Origin of the sequence: Sunxiuqinia rutila (genome assembly GCF_050589705.1) — a bacterium.
GTDB lineage: Bacteria > Bacteroidota > Bacteroidia > Bacteroidales > Prolixibacteraceae > Sunxiuqinia > Sunxiuqinia rutila.
Window position 1 is genome coordinate 275445 of the sequence record NZ_JBNGOT010000003.1, and the last position, 19494, is coordinate 294938.

The window sequence follows — 19494 nt, forward strand, 5'->3', positions numbered from 1 at the left end:
TTCCTAACCTTTTTTTAACAGGTAATAACAATCTAAACAGAAAGCACATGCAGTTAAGCACAATGGAAGACGCGATGAATATCATTAGTATTTTGGGGTCATTTGTTTTGGCCATCTCCGGAACACTCACCGCCATGTCAAAACGCTTTGATGCATTTGGGGTGCTGATTATCGCCTTTGTGACGGCTGTGGGAGGCGGAACCATTCGGGATATGCTGCTCACTGGTCGTTCAGCCTTCTGGATTGAGCAAACCGGCTACATCCACATCATTATGGTTGGAACCATCTTTGCCGTTGTTTTTCGCTCTCGCCTGCTGCACATTCATCGTCCACTCGTATTTTTCGATGCCATTGGACTTGCTCTTTATACCATTACTGGTGTTCAGATTGGAATTGAGTATGAACTGGCAGCTGTCAACTGTATTATTCTGGGAACCATTACCGGTGTGTTTGGTGGTATTTTACGCGATATTCTAACCAACGAAGTTCCTGTTATTTTCAAGAAAGAAGTTTACGCCACCGTTTGCATCCTGGGATCCATCTTTTACCTGCTGCTAAATCACTTTGAAGTGATTAACCCTGTGCTGCAAATTGTTCCGGTACTTTTCATCATTGTTATTCGTCTGCTGGTTGTCCACTACAACATTTCGCTCCCTTCTCTTTATCGTAAAGAAGACCGACAAATGTTGGAAGACTAGGCCTGTTGGCGAACAACCAGCAAACAAATTATTGAATTACGGTAGTCTTTCCTTTAAGTTGAAAACGTCCCGAAACGGTCTCTGTTGTTCCGGCATCAGCTTGCCCGCTAAATCCGGGCTGTTTTCCACCTACTGAAACCGAAAACCATCCTGGTTCTACTACACGTTGATCTTTTTTGTTGATCAGCGACAATTGTCGTGGCTCCACGGTAAAGCTCACCATTTTTGTTTCTCCCTTTTTTAGATGAATACGCTCAAAACCTTCCAGTTGACGAATCGGCCGTGGCGTAGAAGCTTTCTCGTCAGTCAGGTACAATTGAACCACTTCATCGCCATCCCATTCGCCGGTGTTGGTCACCTCAACAGAAATTTCAATCGGCTCATTCATGCCTACTTTTGCCGGAACTTGCAAATTGGCATAACGAAACGACGAATAACTTAAACCATAACCGAAAGGAAAAAGAGTCTGTCCTTTAAAATAGCGGTAAGTACGCCCTTCCATGTCGTAGTTTTCGAATGGAGGGAGTTGCTCTACCGATTGGTAATAAGTCACTGGCAAACGTCCGGCCGGATTGTAATCGCCAAATAAAACATCGGCAACTGCATTTCCCCCTTGCTGTCCGGGGTAACCTGCCGTTAGAATGGCGGGGATATTTTGAGCAGCCCAGTTGACCGACAAAGCGCTTCCATTGATCAATACCAAAACAACCGGCTTACCTGTAGCCATCACAGCTTTCATCAATTCAACCTGCGTTGTGGGCAAGTTCAGATGCGTCCGGTCACCTCCTTCAAAGCCATCAGTTTTCACTTTCATTTCTTCACCTTCCAAGCGTTCATTCAAGCCAAGCGCTAAAACTACCACATCCGACTTTTCAGCTATTGCTACTGCCTCTTTCACCATGTCTCCTTTGGGAGTTGTCCACATCAAGCGGGCTGTTGCATCACCATAGTAATTCCGATATTCTGCAACAATTTCGTACTGCTCACCGGCTTTCAAGTTCAACGAAACAGGATTAAGAGCAGCATGATGTTCATGATTTCCACCAGTCACTTCAGTGCCGTTCACCGTAATTTTCATGTATGGCTTGCCCCAATCACTGAAATAATAACGCCCATCTTTAGGAGCAGTTACATAGCCTGACCAACGAATACTGAATTGTCCGCTTTCCAAGCGAGGATCGGGAGTTCCGATGTCCCAGGCAAAATCGACACGATCATCGACCTGCGTATATAAAGGCTGTCCTTCAAACTCACTGTTGGCAAAATATTCGCCAAGCAAGCCCTGTTCTCCATTTTTGGTTTGCAAATAAATAGAAGGAATTGACTCCATCGCTGGAACTCCTTCAGCCAAATCGGAACCTTGAGCGTACAGCACTTTTGTTTGCGGCTCAAGCTTATTCCGAATTCCCTGCAAAACGGTAACCGGATGAGAAGGAACCCCATTGTAATTTCCCCAAAGCGATTGCACATCGTCTGCATTAGGCCCAATAACTGCAATTGTATTCAGTTCTTTCGAAAGGGGAAGTAAATTTTCATTCTTCAATAACACGATACTTGACCGGGCCGCTTCACGAGCCAACAAGTCGTGAGCTGGATTATCATTCACCTCAAAAGGAATTTGCGCATACTCTACCCGCTCAACGGGATCAAACATGCCCAGCTTGATCCGTGTTTTAAACAAGCGCTTTACGGCAATATTAATTGCTTCTTCCGTTACAAGTCCTTTTTCCAAAGCTTCATCCAGCGCTTTATAGCTTACGCCACAGTTCAAGTCACAGCCTTCGGTAACGGCCATGGCTGCAGCCGAAGCAGCGTCGGGAACAATCTTGTGAAATTGAAAGAAGTCGGAAATTGCCCAACAATCGGAAACAACATAGCCTTCAAAGCCCCATTCTTTCCGCAAAATATCGAACAATTGAGGGCTGGCACAAGCAGGTTCTCCGCGAAACCGGTTGTAAGCTCCCATCACCGAATAAACACCTCCATCAACAACTAAAGTGCGAAAGGCAGGCAAATAAGTCTCACGCAAATCGCGCTCACTAACTTCGGCATTAAATTCATGACGTATTGGTTCAGGCCCGGAGTGTACGGCATAGTGTTTGGCCGTGGCTACTACTTTCAGGTAATCGGAGTCGCCACCCTGCAGACCCAATACAAATTCCTTTCCCATTTGTCCGGTCAGGTATGGATCTTCACCATAAGTCTCATGCCCACGTCCCCATCGGGGATCCCGAAAGATGTTGATGTTGGGTGACCAAAACGTCAATCCCTGGTAGATTCCGCGTTCCCCTTGACGAACAAATTCATGATGTTTTGCCCGGGCTTCATCTGAGATAACCGATGCAACACGATTCATCAAAGGCTTGTCCCATGAAGCGGCAATCGAAATAGACTGTGGAAATACGGTTGCATAACCGGCGCGGGCAACTCCATGCAAACACTCGTTCCACCAATTATACTTGGGAATCCCCAAACGCTCAACGGCAGGTGCTTCGTAAAGCAACTGACTTATTTTTTCTTCGACGCTCAAGCGAGATACGACGTCTTCTACCCGTTCATCAATCGGTAAATCAGGATTTTGAAAAGGAAATTCATATTGAGCAGATGCCTGAATTAACAGGCCAAAAATAAAGACAAATAGCAATGTCGTTCGTTTCATCATTAGCTGGTTTTAACTATTCTGTTCTGGTCTGTAAATATACGAGATTTTTCGTACAAGCTAAATACAAACGGAAGTCTTTTGCGAATGACAAGAGACTTCCGTTAAATCAATTAATAATCTTATCTACTTGGAACCCACGCCCCAATTCTTATTCGGCTCAGGTCCCATTTCCAATTCGAGTTTTCCGCCTTTTAACAATTCGCTGGCCGGAAACTTAAAATCGTTCAACTTTTTGCCATTCAACTTAGCTGATTGGACATATTTATTCTGTCGGGAAGCATGTTTCGCTTCAATGGTAAACTGGGTACCCCGTCCAAAGCGTTTGCCCAAATCAATTTCAACTTTCTCAAACAAAGGGCTTCCAATTTCATAGACCGGATCAACCCGGCAACCACCATCGGTTTGGAACAGCCCAATGGATGCCATGATAAACCAGGCACTCATTTGCCCTTGGTCTTCATCGCCCAAATACGCATTGGAAATACCATAACCATAGTAGCGTTCCATAATGGAACGGCTCCACTTTTGCGTTAACCACGGCTGCTGCACCCAGTTAAAAAGAAAGGCAAAATGCATCGACTGCTGATTTCCCTGGATTACCGGGTAATTCCAATACTGGTCATTCATCCCATTGTAACGAGTTTTATCACTTTCTCCAAATCCCCAATCCAGGCGCTCGATGAAACGATCTTTGCCAATTACCTGGGCTAAAGCTGGTACATCCTGGGGCACTAAGTAGGTTAACTGCCAGGCATTTCCTTCCACATAGTGATGGTTGGCTCCTGACTTGTACGGATCAAAATCAGGGAACCACTCCCCTTTGGAATCTTTCATTCGGGCAAAACCAGTTTCCGTATCGATCACATTTCGCCAGTAGTATCCACGCTTCGAAAAGGTTTGATAATCATGCTGCTTACCTAAGACTTTTGCAAACTGCCCAACCGTCCAATCGTCAAAAGCATACTCCAGCGAATTGGAGAAACGGCCTTGGTCGTAGGGTACATAACCATGCTCCAAATAAGTAACTAAGTCGCGGTTACCGGCAAAACCTCCACCCACCTCCTGTGCGGGCGTTGTTTGCATCTTTTTCACGGCCTCGAAAGCTTTCTCCACATCGTAGTCGCGAATCCCCATTTGGTAAGCACCAACAATCAGCGGAATCTCATGCTCGGCCACCATCACCGGAACATATTCCATCCCGGCCGGTCCCTTGGCCAGCCAACCATTGGCGTCATACATGGCCAACTGCGATTTCACCCAGCGGTTGCTCCATTCCGGCGTTACCAGATTCCAAAACTGATTCAGGTTCCAGAAGGTATTCCAGAAAGCATCGCAGCCCAAAGCCGGAGACGACGGGTCATCCATTCTTCGGATTTCTTCCCCGGCATCCCGCCACTCGCCATTCACATCGCTAAACGTATTACGGCTGCACAAAGCACGATACATATTGGTGTAAAAACGTGTTTTTTCATGCTTGTCATTGCTGCCCACCTTCACACGACTAAAAAGGTCATTCCAGGTAGCAACATTATTTGTTCGCACGGCCTCAAAGTCCCATCCAAAAGGATCGATGACTTCAGTTTTCAGGTTCTCTCTTGCATTTTCAAGGCTCACATAAGAAATCCCTGTGCGAAGCTGGACCAGCTTATTTTTTTTCGTATCGAAATCAACAATAACTCCGGCATCTTTTGCTCCCTGAACATTTAAGCTTGCAGCACCTTTTTCCACGCCATTTTCAGTCCACGTGCTAAATCCGGCTATCGGCCGGTCAAACTCTACAACAAAGTAAATGGTGTACTCCTGCGAGATTCCACCACTCCAGGTATTTGGAGAAAGCTGATGGCTAAAACCTTCAATTGTATTTTCGCCCGTTTGTTTTACCGAAGCTTCAAGCAGTTCATACCGGTATTCTGATGGAATCACCAAATCTAGCAAAACGCGCGATCCATCGCGGTCTTTCGGAAAAGTATAGCGCTGAAAACCACAACGAGTAGTTGCAGTCAATTCCGCCTGAATGTCGTAATCGGTTAAATGCACTTTGTAATAGCCCAAAGGCGCCTGTTCTGTTGATTTATCAATTCGCGAACGGTAACCACCAGCCACATCTTTTTCATCGCCAACTTTCGTTTGAAGTGCCCCATTGGTGGGCATGGTTCCCAATCCGGCCATGGTCCACTCGTGAATGTGCGAGAAGCAAGCCACTGACTCAAAGGTTGGTTCATAACCAGACTGCCAACCATCGTTCTGGTTGTCGGGACTTAATTTGACCATGCTGAATGGCATCCAAGGTCCCGGGGCAATCATCCAGCGGGAATGGCCAGTTCCGATTTTGGTATCCACATAGCCGGCTGGCGAAGTTAAAACCTGCGGCAATCTTGTTATTTTGCCCGCCTGAAGCTTTTCTCCATTAAGCCAAATTTCGTAGCTGCTCTTTTGCGCTTTCTGAACTGCCGGCATTGGCACTTCAAATACATATCGACCTTTTTCCAGCGTTGATGCAAAAACTTCTTCGTTATCCAGAATCACGGTCATATCAGGCGTTCCGGACAGATGCTCAACATCAATCAATAGTGGTTGCGCCTTGTTGCGGTAATGCTCTATTTCATAATCGGCAGGTTCCACTTTTCGCAAAAAAGCCTGCTTGTTCTTCGTCAGTTCCACTCCCTTAGGCCCTTCAAGTTTGATTTGATCAAAACGAATCCAGGATCCTTCAAGGACAGTTAGAGCAATTTCATTTCCCCCGTTTGCAATTAAGCCTTTAGGGAGGGGAATTTCAACCAGATATTCCGACGAATTATCAGGATCATTATCGATTGAACTTGCTGGGTTGATTACCGGAATTCGGTATTTCCATGATTTCCCGTTAACCGTCACTTTAAACAATGGCAAATCATCGGGATTGCAATCCAAAAGATCAACAACCAGTTTCCAATCATTGGAACGAGGCTGCTGATCCACCCCAAACAGAATGGTCAGGGTACTTGAACGCCAACCGGATGTTCCCCAGGTCCCACCCCAGGTGTCACTTGTTCCGGGAATGATGTATGGCCAGTCTTTTTGATCGTTGGATGTTCCTATCAGGAAATACTTGTCTTCCCAGCCAAAGTCATTCGCAATGTAATCAGGATAGCCCTTGGGGGCCAACGCAAATTCCGCACAACTATTGTTGTTTTCACCGATTTGCCAAATCACGCTTTGGTCTTTGGCATAAGCCTTTGTTCCTGCCAGAAAACACAACAAAAGCAGGTAGCTTAAGCTTTGTTTTATTTGTTTTCTTCTGCCCATTGGTTAAATAGTTCGATTGATTTTCCTAATACCCCGGCAGATCCTTTGAAATCGCCAGAACCTGCCGGAGTTCCATCGATTTTATACCACTCGTAAAACCCTTTGTTTTTAATAACACGGTTCATCATGGGTTGTACCAATTGGTAAGCTTCGTCGACCATGTCATTCACAATAAGCTGTTGGATCATTCTTCCGCCAAACCAAGTCCAGTCTCCACCATTCTGATATTCATAGGGAGCAGATACATTCTTGCCCAAAACATCGCTTGGATAAGTCGGGTAAAGTGTCAAACCAATTGAAGGAGCGCCTGATTGCTCAACATTTCTCACCATATGCTTAAGGACTGCGGCAATTTCATCTCTGGTTAAAACGCCTGCTTCAATGGCAACTGCTGTTCCCCCATGATAATGAATTTCATTTTCGTTGAAATCGTCTGGAAAAGGAGAACCATCCAGATAAATATGTGGAATGAATTTGCTGTTTTCAGCATCCCACAAATACTTTCGAATATTCACCAGCAAATCTTCCTGCATCGTTTTCCAGCGCTGTTTATCCGAGTTATCATCCGTTAATTCAGCCAAGTTATCCAAAGCAATGGCCAACATTGCATTATCGTACACATCAATGCTCCAATGAGTCAGGCTATCCACGTCCACCACAGCACCCCCTTCAACCTGCACATCTCCCCAGTCAAAGGTTGTAGCACCGGTAATCAGACCATATTTTGCAGCGTACCTCTCATTCAGCAAGTAATTGATTGACCATTTCAATCGCTCGTAAACAGGCTTACCGGCCACCTCTTCATCAAGGATTGATTTGTCGCCCGTCTTCGCCACATATTTATAAATAGCCTGAATCAGCGAGGTTTCCTGATCCGTTTCTACCGTATTTTTAAAACCGATGTGTCCGGGAGCTGTTTCCGATTCGTAAGTGTTTGGGTCTCCCCAGGTAAAAGCTTCTCGGGGAACATAACCATCGAGCAACTCGCCATTTGCCTGCTGAAAATGAAAAAACATCAACAGGTTTTTACGAATAACGTCCTGATCATATTCCTCACAGGATAGTTCAATGAAAGTGTTTAAGTCGCGCGACCAGACCATTTGGTAGCCCGATCCGGCATAAAATCCATTCTTCATTAGCTGGCGAGCCATGCTGTCTACTTCCTGCATCGTTTGATCTGCAAGTATTTTATCGGCGAGTTCTTTATTATTCGAACTACAAGAGCTTAATAATAGTCCTGCCAGTATAAGAATTGTTGAAATCTTGTAAAGTCTCATATGTTTAGAATTAGAACCAAGACAAGAGTATCAAGACACAAGATTTTAGATTTTCGGATACGCAGATTTTCAGACTGGTATCCGGTCTCCGTTTTCCTTCCTTCTTCTTTGTGTCAAAAAACCTTTGTCTTGGATGTTTCACATTAATTGGTTTAGGTATTCTTTCCTAGAAATTACTTCACAAATGCTTTTACGACCAAGGCTTCACCTTCTCCTTCATTGGTTATTTTGTAGGAACCTGCAGCAGCAGGAATCACAAATGTTTCGGCATAGTTAAAGCGCTTCTTCAGGCCATTCTCCGTCTCTACCAAAATGCTGCTTCCTTCAACCAAGCTCAGCACATGGCAACGGTTTTCGGTTTGCACTTCAACTTCTCCGGTCAAATGGAAACGATGTACATCATACAAATGCTTTTCGTGGGTTGGCAAGTGATACAACTTCCATCCGGTACCTTCCTCCAACAAGGTCGGTTTTGCCACCAATTTATCGGTTACGTAATCGCCTTTTCGGTCGAAACAAACATTTTCCATTCCCCGCTCAATATTGATCGGACGCGGTTTTCCATCCATGTCCAAACGCAGCCAGTCATACATTTTGAAGGTAAAAATGTAGGGGGTTGAGCTAATTTCCAGCACCAGGTTGTTAATTCCTGAACCATGGATGGTGCCCGGAGGGATCAAAAATAAATCGTGTTTGTGCGAGTCCAACACTTGCACATGGCGGGTAATATCAATGGGTTTATTGTTCTCAAAACTATACTTCAAATCAGCTTCAAAAACTTTGGGATCAATGTCCTCATTAAATCCAAGATAACATTTCGCATCGGGCGCTGCATCCAGGATGTAGTAGGTTTCCTCCTGGGTCATGTTTTCGCCAAAATGCTCTTTAATGTAGTCTAAATGAGGGTGACATTGAATGGACAAATTCCCTCCGTCGAAGGTGTCCAAAAAGTCGAAACGAATGGGGAATTCGGCTCCAAACTGAGGATGCGCTTGCCCCAAGACATTCTCGCCCTCCTGAAACATAACCGTATCGAACGACACTTCTGCAACATGACCTGAGCTTTCGAAAACCAAGCCGTTTTCAGGAACAATCAACTCAAACGACCAGGCATAATTCGGCACATCTTTGTTCAATCCTTTCACCTTTTCGCCAAGCCATTGTCCGCCCCACGCACCGGGTTCAAACCATGGGCGCACCCGGAATACATTTTTGCTTATTTCATTTAATCCTTGCCTTAAATCGTCTCCCTTTAACCAGGTTATTTCATCCAAACGCTGCTCATCAACAAGCACATCGATCTTCGAGAGCAATTCCTGTTTGCGCTTGTTCAGAACTACCCAATCTACAAAGTAGAAGCGCTTGTACATGGGCTTAATCTCGTCCGGCTTCGATGCCCCGATATTGCTAATCGTCTTTGCACGGGCCCGGAATTGCAATTCGTTTTTAGGCAAATCAACGTATACCAACAAGCCCTCAATTCCTACAAGACTAGCTCCTACACCGTAAATTATGCTCTTTCCTGAAGTAATTTTATCCTGAATTTCACTCCATCGTGTTGTGTCAAAAAGATCAATCAACTCAATGGTTGCCCGTTTCCCAAAAATCGGATCATCACCCCCAAGAAATGGCTCGATAAGCGCATTGATTTCGGCCTCTGGTTTTAAGTATTCAGCAACATCAATCCAGTTTACGTCAATCCCTTTTTGTTTAAACTGTGCGTCGAGCTTCTCTTTCAGTGTTCCGAAAAACACGCCCTGGTAACCATCGATTATAATCGTTTCATGTTTTTCAAGCTCTTCAACCAAGCTCTCCACCCCCAAATGTATTTTTCCTTCGCCCAACGAATGGGCTGGATACAAGCCATAATCGCCTGCACTTTCCTCTTCCTTTTGAGCCGGCATCAAATACTGGCTCGTCTTTCTCCAATTCTGTGTACTCATATTTTGTTTTATCTTCTAATTTCAATGTCTTTCACGCAAAGAGGCTAAGCGGAAAACTTCCAGATTCAAGAGACAAGAACTTAGACACAAGACTAAATCTCACGATCTAACTTGTTTTCATTTTCCTCTTGGCTCTTTGCCCCATGCCCTTTGCCTATTATTTATCTTTCGCGTAGTCCTCAAACATCAAAATAGCTTTGTACAATACACCGGCTGAACCCCGGAAAGTACCTGAACCTTCAGGTTGATTATCTACTGTGTACCATTCAAAAAATCCATCATTTTCCTTTACCCTCTTAACCATAGGCTGCATTTGCTCATACGCCTCATCAACAAAACCATACTTGATCAATTGTTGAATCATACGGCCACCAAACCAGGTCCAGTCTCCGCCATTTTGATAACCATACGGATACATGCCTTTATTTTCAAACGAACCTTCGGGATAGGGAGGATACATGGTTAAGCCAATTGAGCCAGCTCCCGATGCTTTGACGTTTTCAATCATTTTATTGAGCGAAATCTTAATTTGCTCTTTCGACAGCAATCCGGCTTCAATAGCCGTAGCTGTACCTCCGTGGTAGTAAATTTGGTTTTCGTCGAAGTCGGCAGGGAATGGAGAACCATCGAGATACACGTGTGGAATGAACTTTTGATTCTGCTCGTCCCACAAGTATTTCATCGTATTTTTTGCAATTCCATCGCAAATGGGTTCCCACTTGGTTTTGGTTTCAGGAACAAGCTCCATTAAGTTGTTCAACGCAATCACCAACATGGCATTGTCATAAATGTCAAGACAAAACTTGGTGTCATCTGTGATGTAAACGCCCCAAGGATGGCTGTGCTGCACATCTCCCCAATCGGCAGTAGTCGCTCCGTAGACCAAGCCATACTGATCGCTCCAACGTTCATTCAACAGAAAGTCCATAGACCACTCCAGGCGTTGAGCAACCGTTTTGTCTCCAATTTTTTCAGTCAGGAAAGCGGTGTCCCCGGTTTTCTTCACATACTTATAAACGGCCTGAACCAATGATGTTTCATGATCTGTTTCAACCGTATTTTTATGCCCGGCATAGTTCGGCTCCAGCTCGGTAAAAATATAGTCGTAACCACCTTCCGATGCCTTGGCTTTTTCTTTCGGAATAAATCCATCAATAATGTTTCCATCATCTCCCTGCAAACGGAAAAAAACACGCAGGTTTTCTTTCAAGGTTTCCTGAGGATAAACTTCCGCAGAAAGTTCAATAAAAGTGTTGTAATCGCGAATCCACACTTCGCCATAACCATCGCCGGCATTAAACCCCGTTTTGACAATGTCGAGTGCTTTTGCTTTTGTAAACGCAAAATATTCATTGTTTCGAATCTGATCTTTGAGATCCGGCTGAGTTGATTTCGACGTACAACACGTAATTCCAAGTACTAAAAAAATAGCAATAATTGCCTTCATATCTATTAAAGTTGTTGATTAATAAAGTTTTGTTTGACACGCAGGACAACGACCGACGGGGCCGTTGCCATTATTCATTAAACGTTTTGATGATCTGTTTTCCATTCCACGGAGCCAATTCCAGCTGAAGTTTATTGAGATCTACCTCTTTTGCTAGGTGCGATAGATCAATCGCAATTTGCTTTTGCTCACCGGGGAAAAGGGTCAGGTAGTTATCTTCAAAAAAAACAGGCAGCATCAACTCGCCAGTTATTCTATCCGTAATTTTCAATCGAATAAAAAAGGCGGTTGACTGATCCTTGTTGGAAATATCAGCCAGGTAGTGGCTTCCTTCCGGTCTTTTCAAATTCACCTGAAGGTTTACTGGAGCGAGTTTATCGAGTTGTTGCCAATCGGAAGGTTCGCTCACCAACCAATAAAGATTTTCATCAATTAGTTCATCCTGCTTGTTTTTCAGGCTTAAACGAGCAAAATAGAATCCCTCCGGCTTTTCTTGCTCAAACAGTCGTCCGGCATTTTTATAGGCATTGGCCTCAACATCAAGCTTGAAGGTTCGTTCATGCAAAAGCTTTCCGTCCAGCCCGATCAACTGCGCTACAACGGTAAGATCGGTGACATCTGAAAGCGTCTGGTTCATCACACAAATGGTAGAATCATTCAAATTGAGTTGAGCATGAATTGGGCTTGCGCCATGCTGATAACCATAAAATCCACCTGTCTGATCCAGAAACACATCGTAAAACTGTCCGCGCAAAGCGGTCCACGGATTTTGGTTTTTCCACACCAGCATGCCCGTATATTTATTCCACATGCCCGCATTAAAGCCTTCCTGCAAAGCCCGGTATTGCTCGTAATTGACCAGTTGAGCCTTTTTACAGAAATCCTCAATCCCCTTGATTTCGCCCATTTGCTCAATGGTATTTCCGTAGCCAATGTACTTATGGTAACGCCACACCTGGTTCGGCCGATCATTGCGCGGTGGAACCAAATCCTTTGCATCCATCATCTTGCGCATGGCCTCAACATTGGGAAGGCCCACCGACCCTAACTCCGGATTAAACGGATACGACTCCACCACAAAAAAACGAAGTGGATCTTGTATGCCGTAGGGTCCGTCGCCATTTCCACCAATCGTATTTCGAAGAATACTGTCTGAAGTTGACTCATTCACGTAGTAACGGGTACCATCAAATTCCGGGAAAATCCGTTCTTCCAATTGCTTGTTAATATCGGGTGGAGGTGGAAATTCATTGCCTCCGCACCACAGGTATAAACTCGGATGATTCCGAAGCATCTTAATCTGATCGATAGCCGAAGCCAGAAACAACGAATGATCATCTGGATATGCCTGTCTTCTGGTTTGCGACTCTTTTTTCTTTGGATCGGGCCAGCGCCCATTGCAGTCGCCCGACACCCACAAATCCTGCCACACCAGGAGTCCATACTTATCGCAGGCCTCATAAAATTCGGGGCGTTCAGGCATCGCACCTCCCCAAACCCGGATCATGTTCATGTTCATCTCCGCATGCATCCGAACCTCTGCCTCATACCTTTCGGGCGAAAGTCGCAACAGTGCGTCCGAAGAAATCCAATTTCCGCCTTTAATAAATACCTTCTGTCCATTCACCAGAAACACACGCCCTCCGACTTCCTGATCAAAATAAGTTCCGGTTTCGCGTATTCCAAAACTGACTGCTTCGTTGTCTGATTGCGTATTATTCTGCTGAAAGCTCAATTCCAATTGGTACAAGTTTGCTTCACCCCATCCATTCGGCCACCACAGTTTCGGATTCTCCATCTTAATCTCAGGAAAGCTTAGTGTAACTTTTTCCTGAGCCTTAAGCATAGCAGGCAAAGTCCACTTTTGATCACCTATTTTGGCAACTAAAACCCCTTGCTGATCTTCTGCTGTTGCATTAACCAATTCCGCAGAAATGGTTAAAAAGGCCGGCTTTTGTTTCTCTCCGGGAGTTCGTTTTCCGGGCACTCTTGAACGAACAAATGGATTTTGAATATCCACAGGTCCGGTAATTTCAATGGCAACCTGATCCCAAATTCCGGTATTTCGGTCACGAATCGGACAAATCCAGTCCCAACCTGCGGTAAATTGCTGCGTAACCGACCGGGCAATTGTTCCATCACCTCCTTGCCCGCCATTGGCATGCCCAACCGGATTGGGCGGATGCACTATTACTGCCAGGTTATTAGCAGCACCATCCTCTTGATTCAAAAATGGCGTGATCAGGTACTTTTCCCGAAGAAACATACCATGATGAGTATCGGTATTCACACGCTGTCCATTCAAAAAGACGTTAGCCGAATAGTTAATTCCTCTGAATTTTAGCCAAGCCTGTTGCCCCTCCTGCAACTCCAGCTTCGACAAACGCTTGTGAAACCAAAACGTATAGTAATCTGCTCCTGTAGCGTAAATATCAGGAATCAGCTCGTTGTTCAACCCGTAAAAAGGATCTGGCACTTTGCTATTTTTCAGCATGGTGGTCAACACCGTTCCCGGCACCTGAGCATCCATCCAGTCATAAAATTCAAAGTCAGCCGAAGAAATGACGGTTCCATCCACCGGAAGCTCACTTGCCCGATTCGCTTTCCACCCTGTGTTCAACAGAATCTCCTCTCCCTGAGCAAATCCCACAGACATGAATGCGAACAAAAAGAACACCGTTAAAACAGAATTTTTACTCATCGCTTTTGGTTTTTGGTTGACAGATTCTACTACTTCGTCATAGACGGAGGAGGCATTCCTACTCCCCAATTTTTATTAGGGCTGCTACCCATTTCAAAAAGCAGGGTTCCCCCTTTCATCAGTTCATTTCGCGAGATCCAGCAATTTTCCACAGGCTGGCCATTCCAGGTAACCGACTGTACGTATTTGTTTTCTTTGGAGTTGTTGCGGGTTTCGAGAACCAAAGTCTTTCCTTCGTAATAGTTTTCATCCAGTTGAATGGTCACTTTGTCAAACATCGGACTTCCGAACTGGAAGGATGGATTCATTGCCGCATGCCCCTGAACATCGAATAGCCCAAGTGCACCCATCACGTACCAGGCACCCAGCTGTCCCTGATCTTCATCCTGCCCAAAACCATAACCATGCAGTGGTTCTGTTCCATAAAATTCATCGCAAATGGTTCGTGTCCAATGCTGGGTTTGCCAAGGCTTGCCCGAGTAATTGAACAACCAGGCCTGGTGCAGGCAAGGCTGATTTCCCTGATTGTACAGCTTCTCTACGCCTGAAAAACTGTGCACCTCGCGACCTCCTCCAAACAATGATTTTTGACTTTCGACAAATGTTTTCTCCAAACGAACGTTGAACGTATCAATTCCAATTTTTTCGATCAGACCAGCCGGGTCATGCGGAACATACCAGGTATATTGATAGGCATTCCCTTCCTGAAAACCACGCCATCCTTCCAGCGGATTGAAGTTCTCAATAAAGCGACCATCTTCGTAGCGCGGCCGGATAAAACGGGTTTCCGGGTCAAAAATATTCGCCCAGTTTCCAGCCTGAGTCATTAATTTCTGGTAATCAGCCTTATGTCCCAATGCTTTGGCAAATTGCCCTACGGCATACGAACTAAAAGCATATTCCAGGGTGTGAGATGCTCCAAAGTTGAACACCCAACCATTAGCAATCACCGTATCTTTTGATGGCACATAGCCATTCTTTACGAAATAATGCAAATCATATTTCCCATTTCCCAGGTTTCGGCCATGGTATTCAAGCTCATTTCTCAAGGCTGCCTCATAGCCTGTTTCCACTTCAAAATCGCGAATACCTGCATTGTAAGCCGAAGCCATTAACAAGCCCTGAAAGTTGGTTTGGACTCCGTTTGTGTAGGTTCCGGCGGCCATGCCATCGTGCAGCCAGCCACTTACTTTCGAGAAATCGATATTGGACTGGACATATTCACTCAAGTAGCGGGGATAAGCCAGCGCCCAAAGCTGTCCAAGATTCCAGAAACCGCCCCAAATACCATCTGTGTTGTACTGATGATACCGAGGTGTACCCGATTCATCCAACGGAATCTGCCCAATTGTTTTATCGTACTGAATGTATTGGCCATTCACATCGCTGGCTATTCCGCGTCCTAAGAGGGCATGGTACAAGCCCGTATAAAACTTGGTTCTATCAGCCTCGGTGGCGCCTTCCACCATGAAGCGGGAAAGTTTTTCATTCCATTTTAATGCAGCGGTTTCTTTCACCAAGTCAAACGTCTGTCCCTCAGCTTCCACATTCAAATTATTGCGTGCATTGGCAATACTCGTGTATGACAAGCCGACCTGCATTTCAACCAATTCATTTTCATCGGTTTGAAATGTAAGATAAAAACCATTGTCAACTCCCTTGCTTTCGGTTTTACCGGCTTCCTGTTGCTCATTGACAAACGAGCCAAAAGCTGCCGGTTCTTTATCCAACTGAATGACAAAGTACATTTTCACCCGGTTACCCGGATCACAAAAAGTAAGATAAACCGGGTAAGTTTCGATATAACCTTCCAGCTGTTTTTTCCCGTTCATCCGGATAAAAGCATTGGTTACCGTGCTACTTTCCCCTTGCTTATGCCCAATGTCAATAATCAGGTTCGACTGCTCCGACTTTGGGAACGTGTAACGATGAAAACCTACGCGCTCCGTCGCTGTTAGCTCTGCCCGCACACCATAATCCTTCAACAACACTGAATAATAGCCAGGCATTGACTCTTCGCTGGCCTTGTCGAACCGCGAGCGATAGCCTGTATCCGGCTCTTCCAATGTTCCGGGAACCGTCTTCAATGCTCCCGTTGTAGGCATGACCACCAGCCCACCAATCTGAAATTCATGAAAATGCCCAAATCCTTCGATGGAACCATGCCGGTCGTCATATCCCTGGGGCGACCAACTACCTTCGCCCTCATAAGCATTGGTGTGCGGAGCCAATTTTGCCATCCCAAAAGGCAAGGCTGCCGGCGTGTAAAAAAACCAACGTCCGTGCACCGACCCGATTTGAGGATCGACATACTGGATGGCATTAAATTCGGGGTGTAATTTAGTTTCTGTTTGACATGACAACAGGAGTATGATTGCCACAAAGTAAGCCAAGCGTTTCATTCGTTCATTATTTTTTTAGTGCATAAATAGCTAAAAACAAAAGATATACTGAACATGCGATTAGTACGAACATTCCGGCTGTTACGTTCAGCATATCGGTTACTTTTCCAACGACAGGAGGAATAAATGCTCCACCGGCTACTGCCATAATCATCAGTCCTGAAATTTCATTGGCACGATCGGCATATTTTTCAACTGTTAATGAGAAGATCAACGGGAAAATATTTGAGGCACCCAAACCAATGGAGAATATTAATGCCAATGCAAATACCGGTGACGGCGAAAAAATGAATGCCACAATTGTAATCAGGGTTACCACTGCCGAACCAAGCAGAAATTTTCGTGCAGAAAAGCGAGTAAGTAATAGAGCCCCTAGAAAAGTACCCAACATTTTTCCGAAGAAATACAAACTACGGCCGTGCATGGCAGGCTCAGCATCCATTCCCAACTTTTTCATTAAAAATTGCCCTGATGCCGCATTGATCCCCACATCGATTCCTACAACAAAGAAAATTCCCAGTACCATTAAGGCAATGTAACCGACGCCCAGAAGTTTAAGGCAGGACCCAATTGTTGCTTTATTCTCTTTTGATAAGGTTTCGGTTATTGGGGTAAAGTGCAGCCATATTACCGATAAAAGAGAAACGCCGCCAAAAACGAGAAGAAGAATCTTCCAATCGCCAAAGCGAAGGGCAAAATAAGTGGCCAGGTAGGGCGCAACCATCGATCCGATTGCTTTTATAAACTGCGAAAAGCTTAAAAAGCTGGAAGCTCTTTTGGCAGAAACAACATCTATTAACAAGGGATTTGCCGACACCTGAATAATGGTATTCCCGATACCGAGCATGGCAAAGCCGCCCAGCAAAACCAGAAAGGAATACATGAAAAAAGGAACTATCAAGCCAAGCGCAGTCAGCAACATACCAATATTCAGCATGTTTCGCTTCCCGATGCGATCCTGTAAAATTCCGACAGGTACCGATAAAATAAAAAACCAGGCAAAAACTGCCATCGGAATTAATTGCGCCAACGTGTTGTTCAAATTAAAATCGGCTTTGGCGTTATCAACACCAATTCCTACCAGGTCGCAAAAACTCATTACAAAAAATGAGAGCAACACCGGGATAATATACTTTGCTGAGATTTTTGATTTTGTCATGATTTAGTTGGTTTAGATTAGGAGCTATTAAAGTTTTGTTTTTTTGAATTCGTATTACATTTCAGCCAATAAGGGTTCTACCCGCGCGTAAAAAGACTGGTCAGCCAAGACGGCACTACCGATAATGGCAGCCGTTTCTTTCAGGCTTGATATTTCTACACGCACTGTACAGTTGTGATCTTTTAAGGCTGCCGTTAAAGCCGGCTGAAACCAATCATAAGCATTGGCTATATTTCCTCCAATAACCAAAACTTCCACCTGAAAACGCTCCAGCCACGGATGCAATAAATTTACCAACTGCGATCCAAAATCGTTAAAAAGCTCACGAGCTATTTCGTCTGTTGGTGCGCTCATGGCAATCTCTTTAACACCTTTGACCGACTTCCCTGTTTTTTGCTGATAGCGGCCCACCAGTCCTCGAGTTGAGAAGTAATCGTCGGCAATTCCGTCTTTAAAAGGAAGGTGCCAAATACAGCCTTGCTCCGGAACATCATCGCCCGAAGTAACCGGAAGATTGTCCTTCAGAAAAGCCGAGCCAAAGCCGGTTCCCAGCGTAATCGATAACGACCGCTTGCTGCCTTGAGCTTTCCCGGCCCAATCTTCGCCAATGGCAAATGCTGTTGCATCATTGATGAAGCGGATCGGGAAGTCGCCCGGAAGATTCAACGACTTTCGCAATGCTGCCGAAACATCAATCCCATAAATGTTTTCGTACTTATTATTTTCTCCGGTAAATAGCGGAATCCCTTTTTCATAGTTGAAAGGACCAGGCATGGCAAATCCAATTCCGGACAGGTTTTCCAAGCCAACTGCTTCGATGGACCGAGCAATCGTTTTACTCCACACAGCAATAATCTCATCCGCCGGACCATGATTATCCAGATCACTTTCTGCAAAGGTTTCCGGCAAGTATTTCTTTTCATTCAAATTGAAGGCAGCACAACTAACATGGCTTCCTCCTACGTCAATTCCGATAGCTATTTGTTGTTTCATCTTATTATATTTTTTGTGTGAACGAAAAATTTCAAGCTCAAGAGACTATCTTCTTATATCAATTTTATAGGTGAATTTGTCGGCTTTGTAAAAACCAATATTGTATTCCAATGGGCGATCGCCAGGATCGTAAACAAACCGCTCGCGAACTAAAACCGGGTCACCGGCACCAATCTGCAAACGCTTGGCTGTAATGGTCGTTGCCAAACGTGCCTTTAGCTTTTCGCGTGACAAAGAGGCTACAACATGAAAATCATTCTCAAGCAAATCATACAAAGGCTTTGAAAAGTCTTCGTTCCCGGTCAAGCCAATGCGCGGATGAAAGTAACTTTCGAAATAGACAAAAGGAGCTTCTTCATCCCCCCGCAAACGACTTAGCTTCAAAACAGATGTAGCTTCCGGAATATTAAAAAAAGTAGCGATTTTTCGATCAGCCTCCACCCATTCAACCACTAAGCGATAGTTCTTAAAGCTCAAGCCTTGGGCACTCATTTCATTGGTAAAGCTATGCCAATTATCAAGTTGCGTTGTCACCGTTTTTTCAGCCACTCGAGTTCCCACTCCCTTTTTTCTTACCAGCAGGCCCTCGTACTCCAATTTATTGGTAGCCTGTCGCAAGGTATTTCTCGAAATTCCCAATTGCTTGGCCAAATCAACTTCCTTGGGGAGCAAGCCCCCATTCTTATATTCTGGCAGCTCAATCAATTTGCGTAATAATGTTTCGACCTGGGCGTGCAAAGGCAGCGCACTGGAATGATCTATCTTGAATTTCATTCGTTTATAATTGTTTATTTTTTAGAGTAACTCATGTAATGTCATTCTCCCGACAAGTGCATGTTCATATGTTTGAACATACAAATGTAGACTTTTAAAAATCATAGAAAAACTTTAAGGTGAAAAATTAACTAAATTGCTTTATCCCAGTAT

The 19494-nt window shown here is 44.7% G+C and carries 11 protein-coding genes; 1 reads left to right on the forward strand and 10 read right to left on the reverse strand.

Features of this window, described 5'->3' with window-relative positions:
• Positions 1-47 precede the first annotated feature (47 nt).
• Positions 48-698: a trimeric intracellular cation channel family protein gene (locus ACRD6K_RS04840; protein WP_299582150.1), complete on the forward strand. Its 651-nt coding sequence runs from the start codon at positions 48-50 to the stop codon at positions 696-698.
• A gap of 28 nt (positions 699-726) precedes the next feature.
• Here ACRD6K_RS04840 and ACRD6K_RS04845 read toward each other — a convergent pair whose 3' ends face one another.
• From ACRD6K_RS04845 to ACRD6K_RS04890, 10 genes are all read right to left on the reverse strand, one after another.
• Positions 727-3360, reverse strand: a complete 2634-nt coding sequence (locus ACRD6K_RS04845) for a glycoside hydrolase family 3 protein (RefSeq protein WP_430972287.1) — start codon at positions 3358-3360, stop codon at positions 727-729.
• A gap of 123 nt (positions 3361-3483) precedes the next feature.
• Positions 3484-6645 (reverse strand): GH92 family glycosyl hydrolase, encoded by a 3162-nt coding sequence (locus ACRD6K_RS04850; RefSeq protein ID WP_430972288.1) that lies wholly within the window; start codon positions 6643-6645, stop codon positions 3484-3486.
• Entirely contained in the window at positions 6624-7922 is a 1299-nt protein-coding gene (locus tag ACRD6K_RS04855; protein ID WP_430972289.1) for a GH36-type glycosyl hydrolase domain-containing protein, read from the reverse strand. Before ACRD6K_RS04855 ends, ACRD6K_RS04850 begins: the two co-directional genes overlap by 22 nt.
• Positions 7923-8095: 173 nt before the next feature.
• Complete coding sequence (locus ACRD6K_RS04860; RefSeq protein WP_430972290.1) at positions 8096-9865, reverse strand: class I mannose-6-phosphate isomerase; 1770 nt, start codon at positions 9863-9865, stop codon at positions 8096-8098.
• A gap of 157 nt (positions 9866-10022) precedes the next feature.
• Positions 10023-11312, reverse strand: coding sequence for a GH36-type glycosyl hydrolase domain-containing protein (locus tag ACRD6K_RS04865; protein ID WP_430972291.1), 1290 nt, complete (start codon positions 11310-11312; stop codon positions 10023-10025).
• 70 nt (positions 11313-11382) lie between these two features.
• A complete protein-coding gene (locus tag ACRD6K_RS04870) occupies positions 11383-14013 on the reverse strand; it encodes a glycosyl hydrolase 2 galactose-binding domain-containing protein (protein WP_430972292.1) in 2631 nt (876 codons plus the stop codon).
• Positions 14014-14042: 29 nt separating this feature from the next.
• Positions 14043-16415 (reverse strand): GH92 family glycosyl hydrolase, encoded by a 2373-nt coding sequence (locus tag ACRD6K_RS04875; RefSeq protein ID WP_430972293.1) that lies wholly within the window; start codon positions 16413-16415, stop codon positions 14043-14045.
• Between the two features lie 7 nt (positions 16416-16422).
• Positions 16423-17574 carry an MFS transporter gene (locus tag ACRD6K_RS04880; RefSeq protein ID WP_430972295.1) on the reverse strand — a complete coding sequence of 384 codons (1152 nt, stop codon included), beginning with the start codon at positions 17572-17574 and terminating at the stop codon, positions 16423-16425.
• A gap of 54 nt (positions 17575-17628) precedes the next feature.
• Entirely contained in the window at positions 17629-18567 is a 939-nt protein-coding gene (locus tag ACRD6K_RS04885) for an ROK family protein (protein WP_430972296.1), read from the reverse strand.
• A gap of 45 nt (positions 18568-18612) precedes the next feature.
• Positions 18613-19341, reverse strand: a complete 729-nt coding sequence (locus ACRD6K_RS04890; RefSeq protein WP_430972297.1) for a GntR family transcriptional regulator — start codon at positions 19339-19341, stop codon at positions 18613-18615.
• Positions 19342-19494: the final 153 nt, after the last annotated feature.

Excerpts from the sequence above, each read along its gene's own strand:
- ACRD6K_RS04840 (WP_299582150.1), top strand. The coding sequence starts at position 48 with ATGCAGTTAAGCACAATGGAAGACGCGATGAATATCATTAGTATTTTG.
- ACRD6K_RS04845 (WP_430972287.1), bottom strand. The coding sequence starts at position 3,360 with ATGATGAAACGAACGACATTGCTATTTGTCTTTATTTTTGGCCTGTTA.
- ACRD6K_RS04850 (WP_430972288.1), bottom strand. The coding sequence starts at position 6,645 with ATGGGCAGAAGAAAACAAATAAAACAAAGCTTAAGCTACCTGCTTTTG.
- ACRD6K_RS04855 (WP_430972289.1), bottom strand. The coding sequence starts at position 7,922 with ATGAGACTTTACAAGATTTCAACAATTCTTATACTGGCAGGACTATTA.
- ACRD6K_RS04860 (WP_430972290.1), bottom strand. The coding sequence starts at position 9,865 with ATGAGTACACAGAATTGGAGAAAGACGAGCCAGTATTTGATGCCGGCT.
- ACRD6K_RS04865 (WP_430972291.1), bottom strand. The coding sequence starts at position 11,312 with ATGAAGGCAATTATTGCTATTTTTTTAGTACTTGGAATTACGTGTTGT.
- ACRD6K_RS04870 (WP_430972292.1), bottom strand. The coding sequence starts at position 14,013 with ATGAGTAAAAATTCTGTTTTAACGGTGTTCTTTTTGTTCGCATTCATG.
- ACRD6K_RS04875 (WP_430972293.1), bottom strand. The coding sequence starts at position 16,415 with ATGAAACGCTTGGCTTACTTTGTGGCAATCATACTCCTGTTGTCATGT.
- ACRD6K_RS04880 (WP_430972295.1), bottom strand. The coding sequence starts at position 17,574 with ATGACAAAATCAAAAATCTCAGCAAAGTATATTATCCCGGTGTTGCTC.
- ACRD6K_RS04885 (WP_430972296.1), bottom strand. The coding sequence starts at position 18,567 with ATGAAACAACAAATAGCTATCGGAATTGACGTAGGAGGAAGCCATGTT.
- ACRD6K_RS04890 (WP_430972297.1), bottom strand. The coding sequence starts at position 19,341 with ATGAAATTCAAGATAGATCATTCCAGTGCGCTGCCTTTGCACGCCCAG.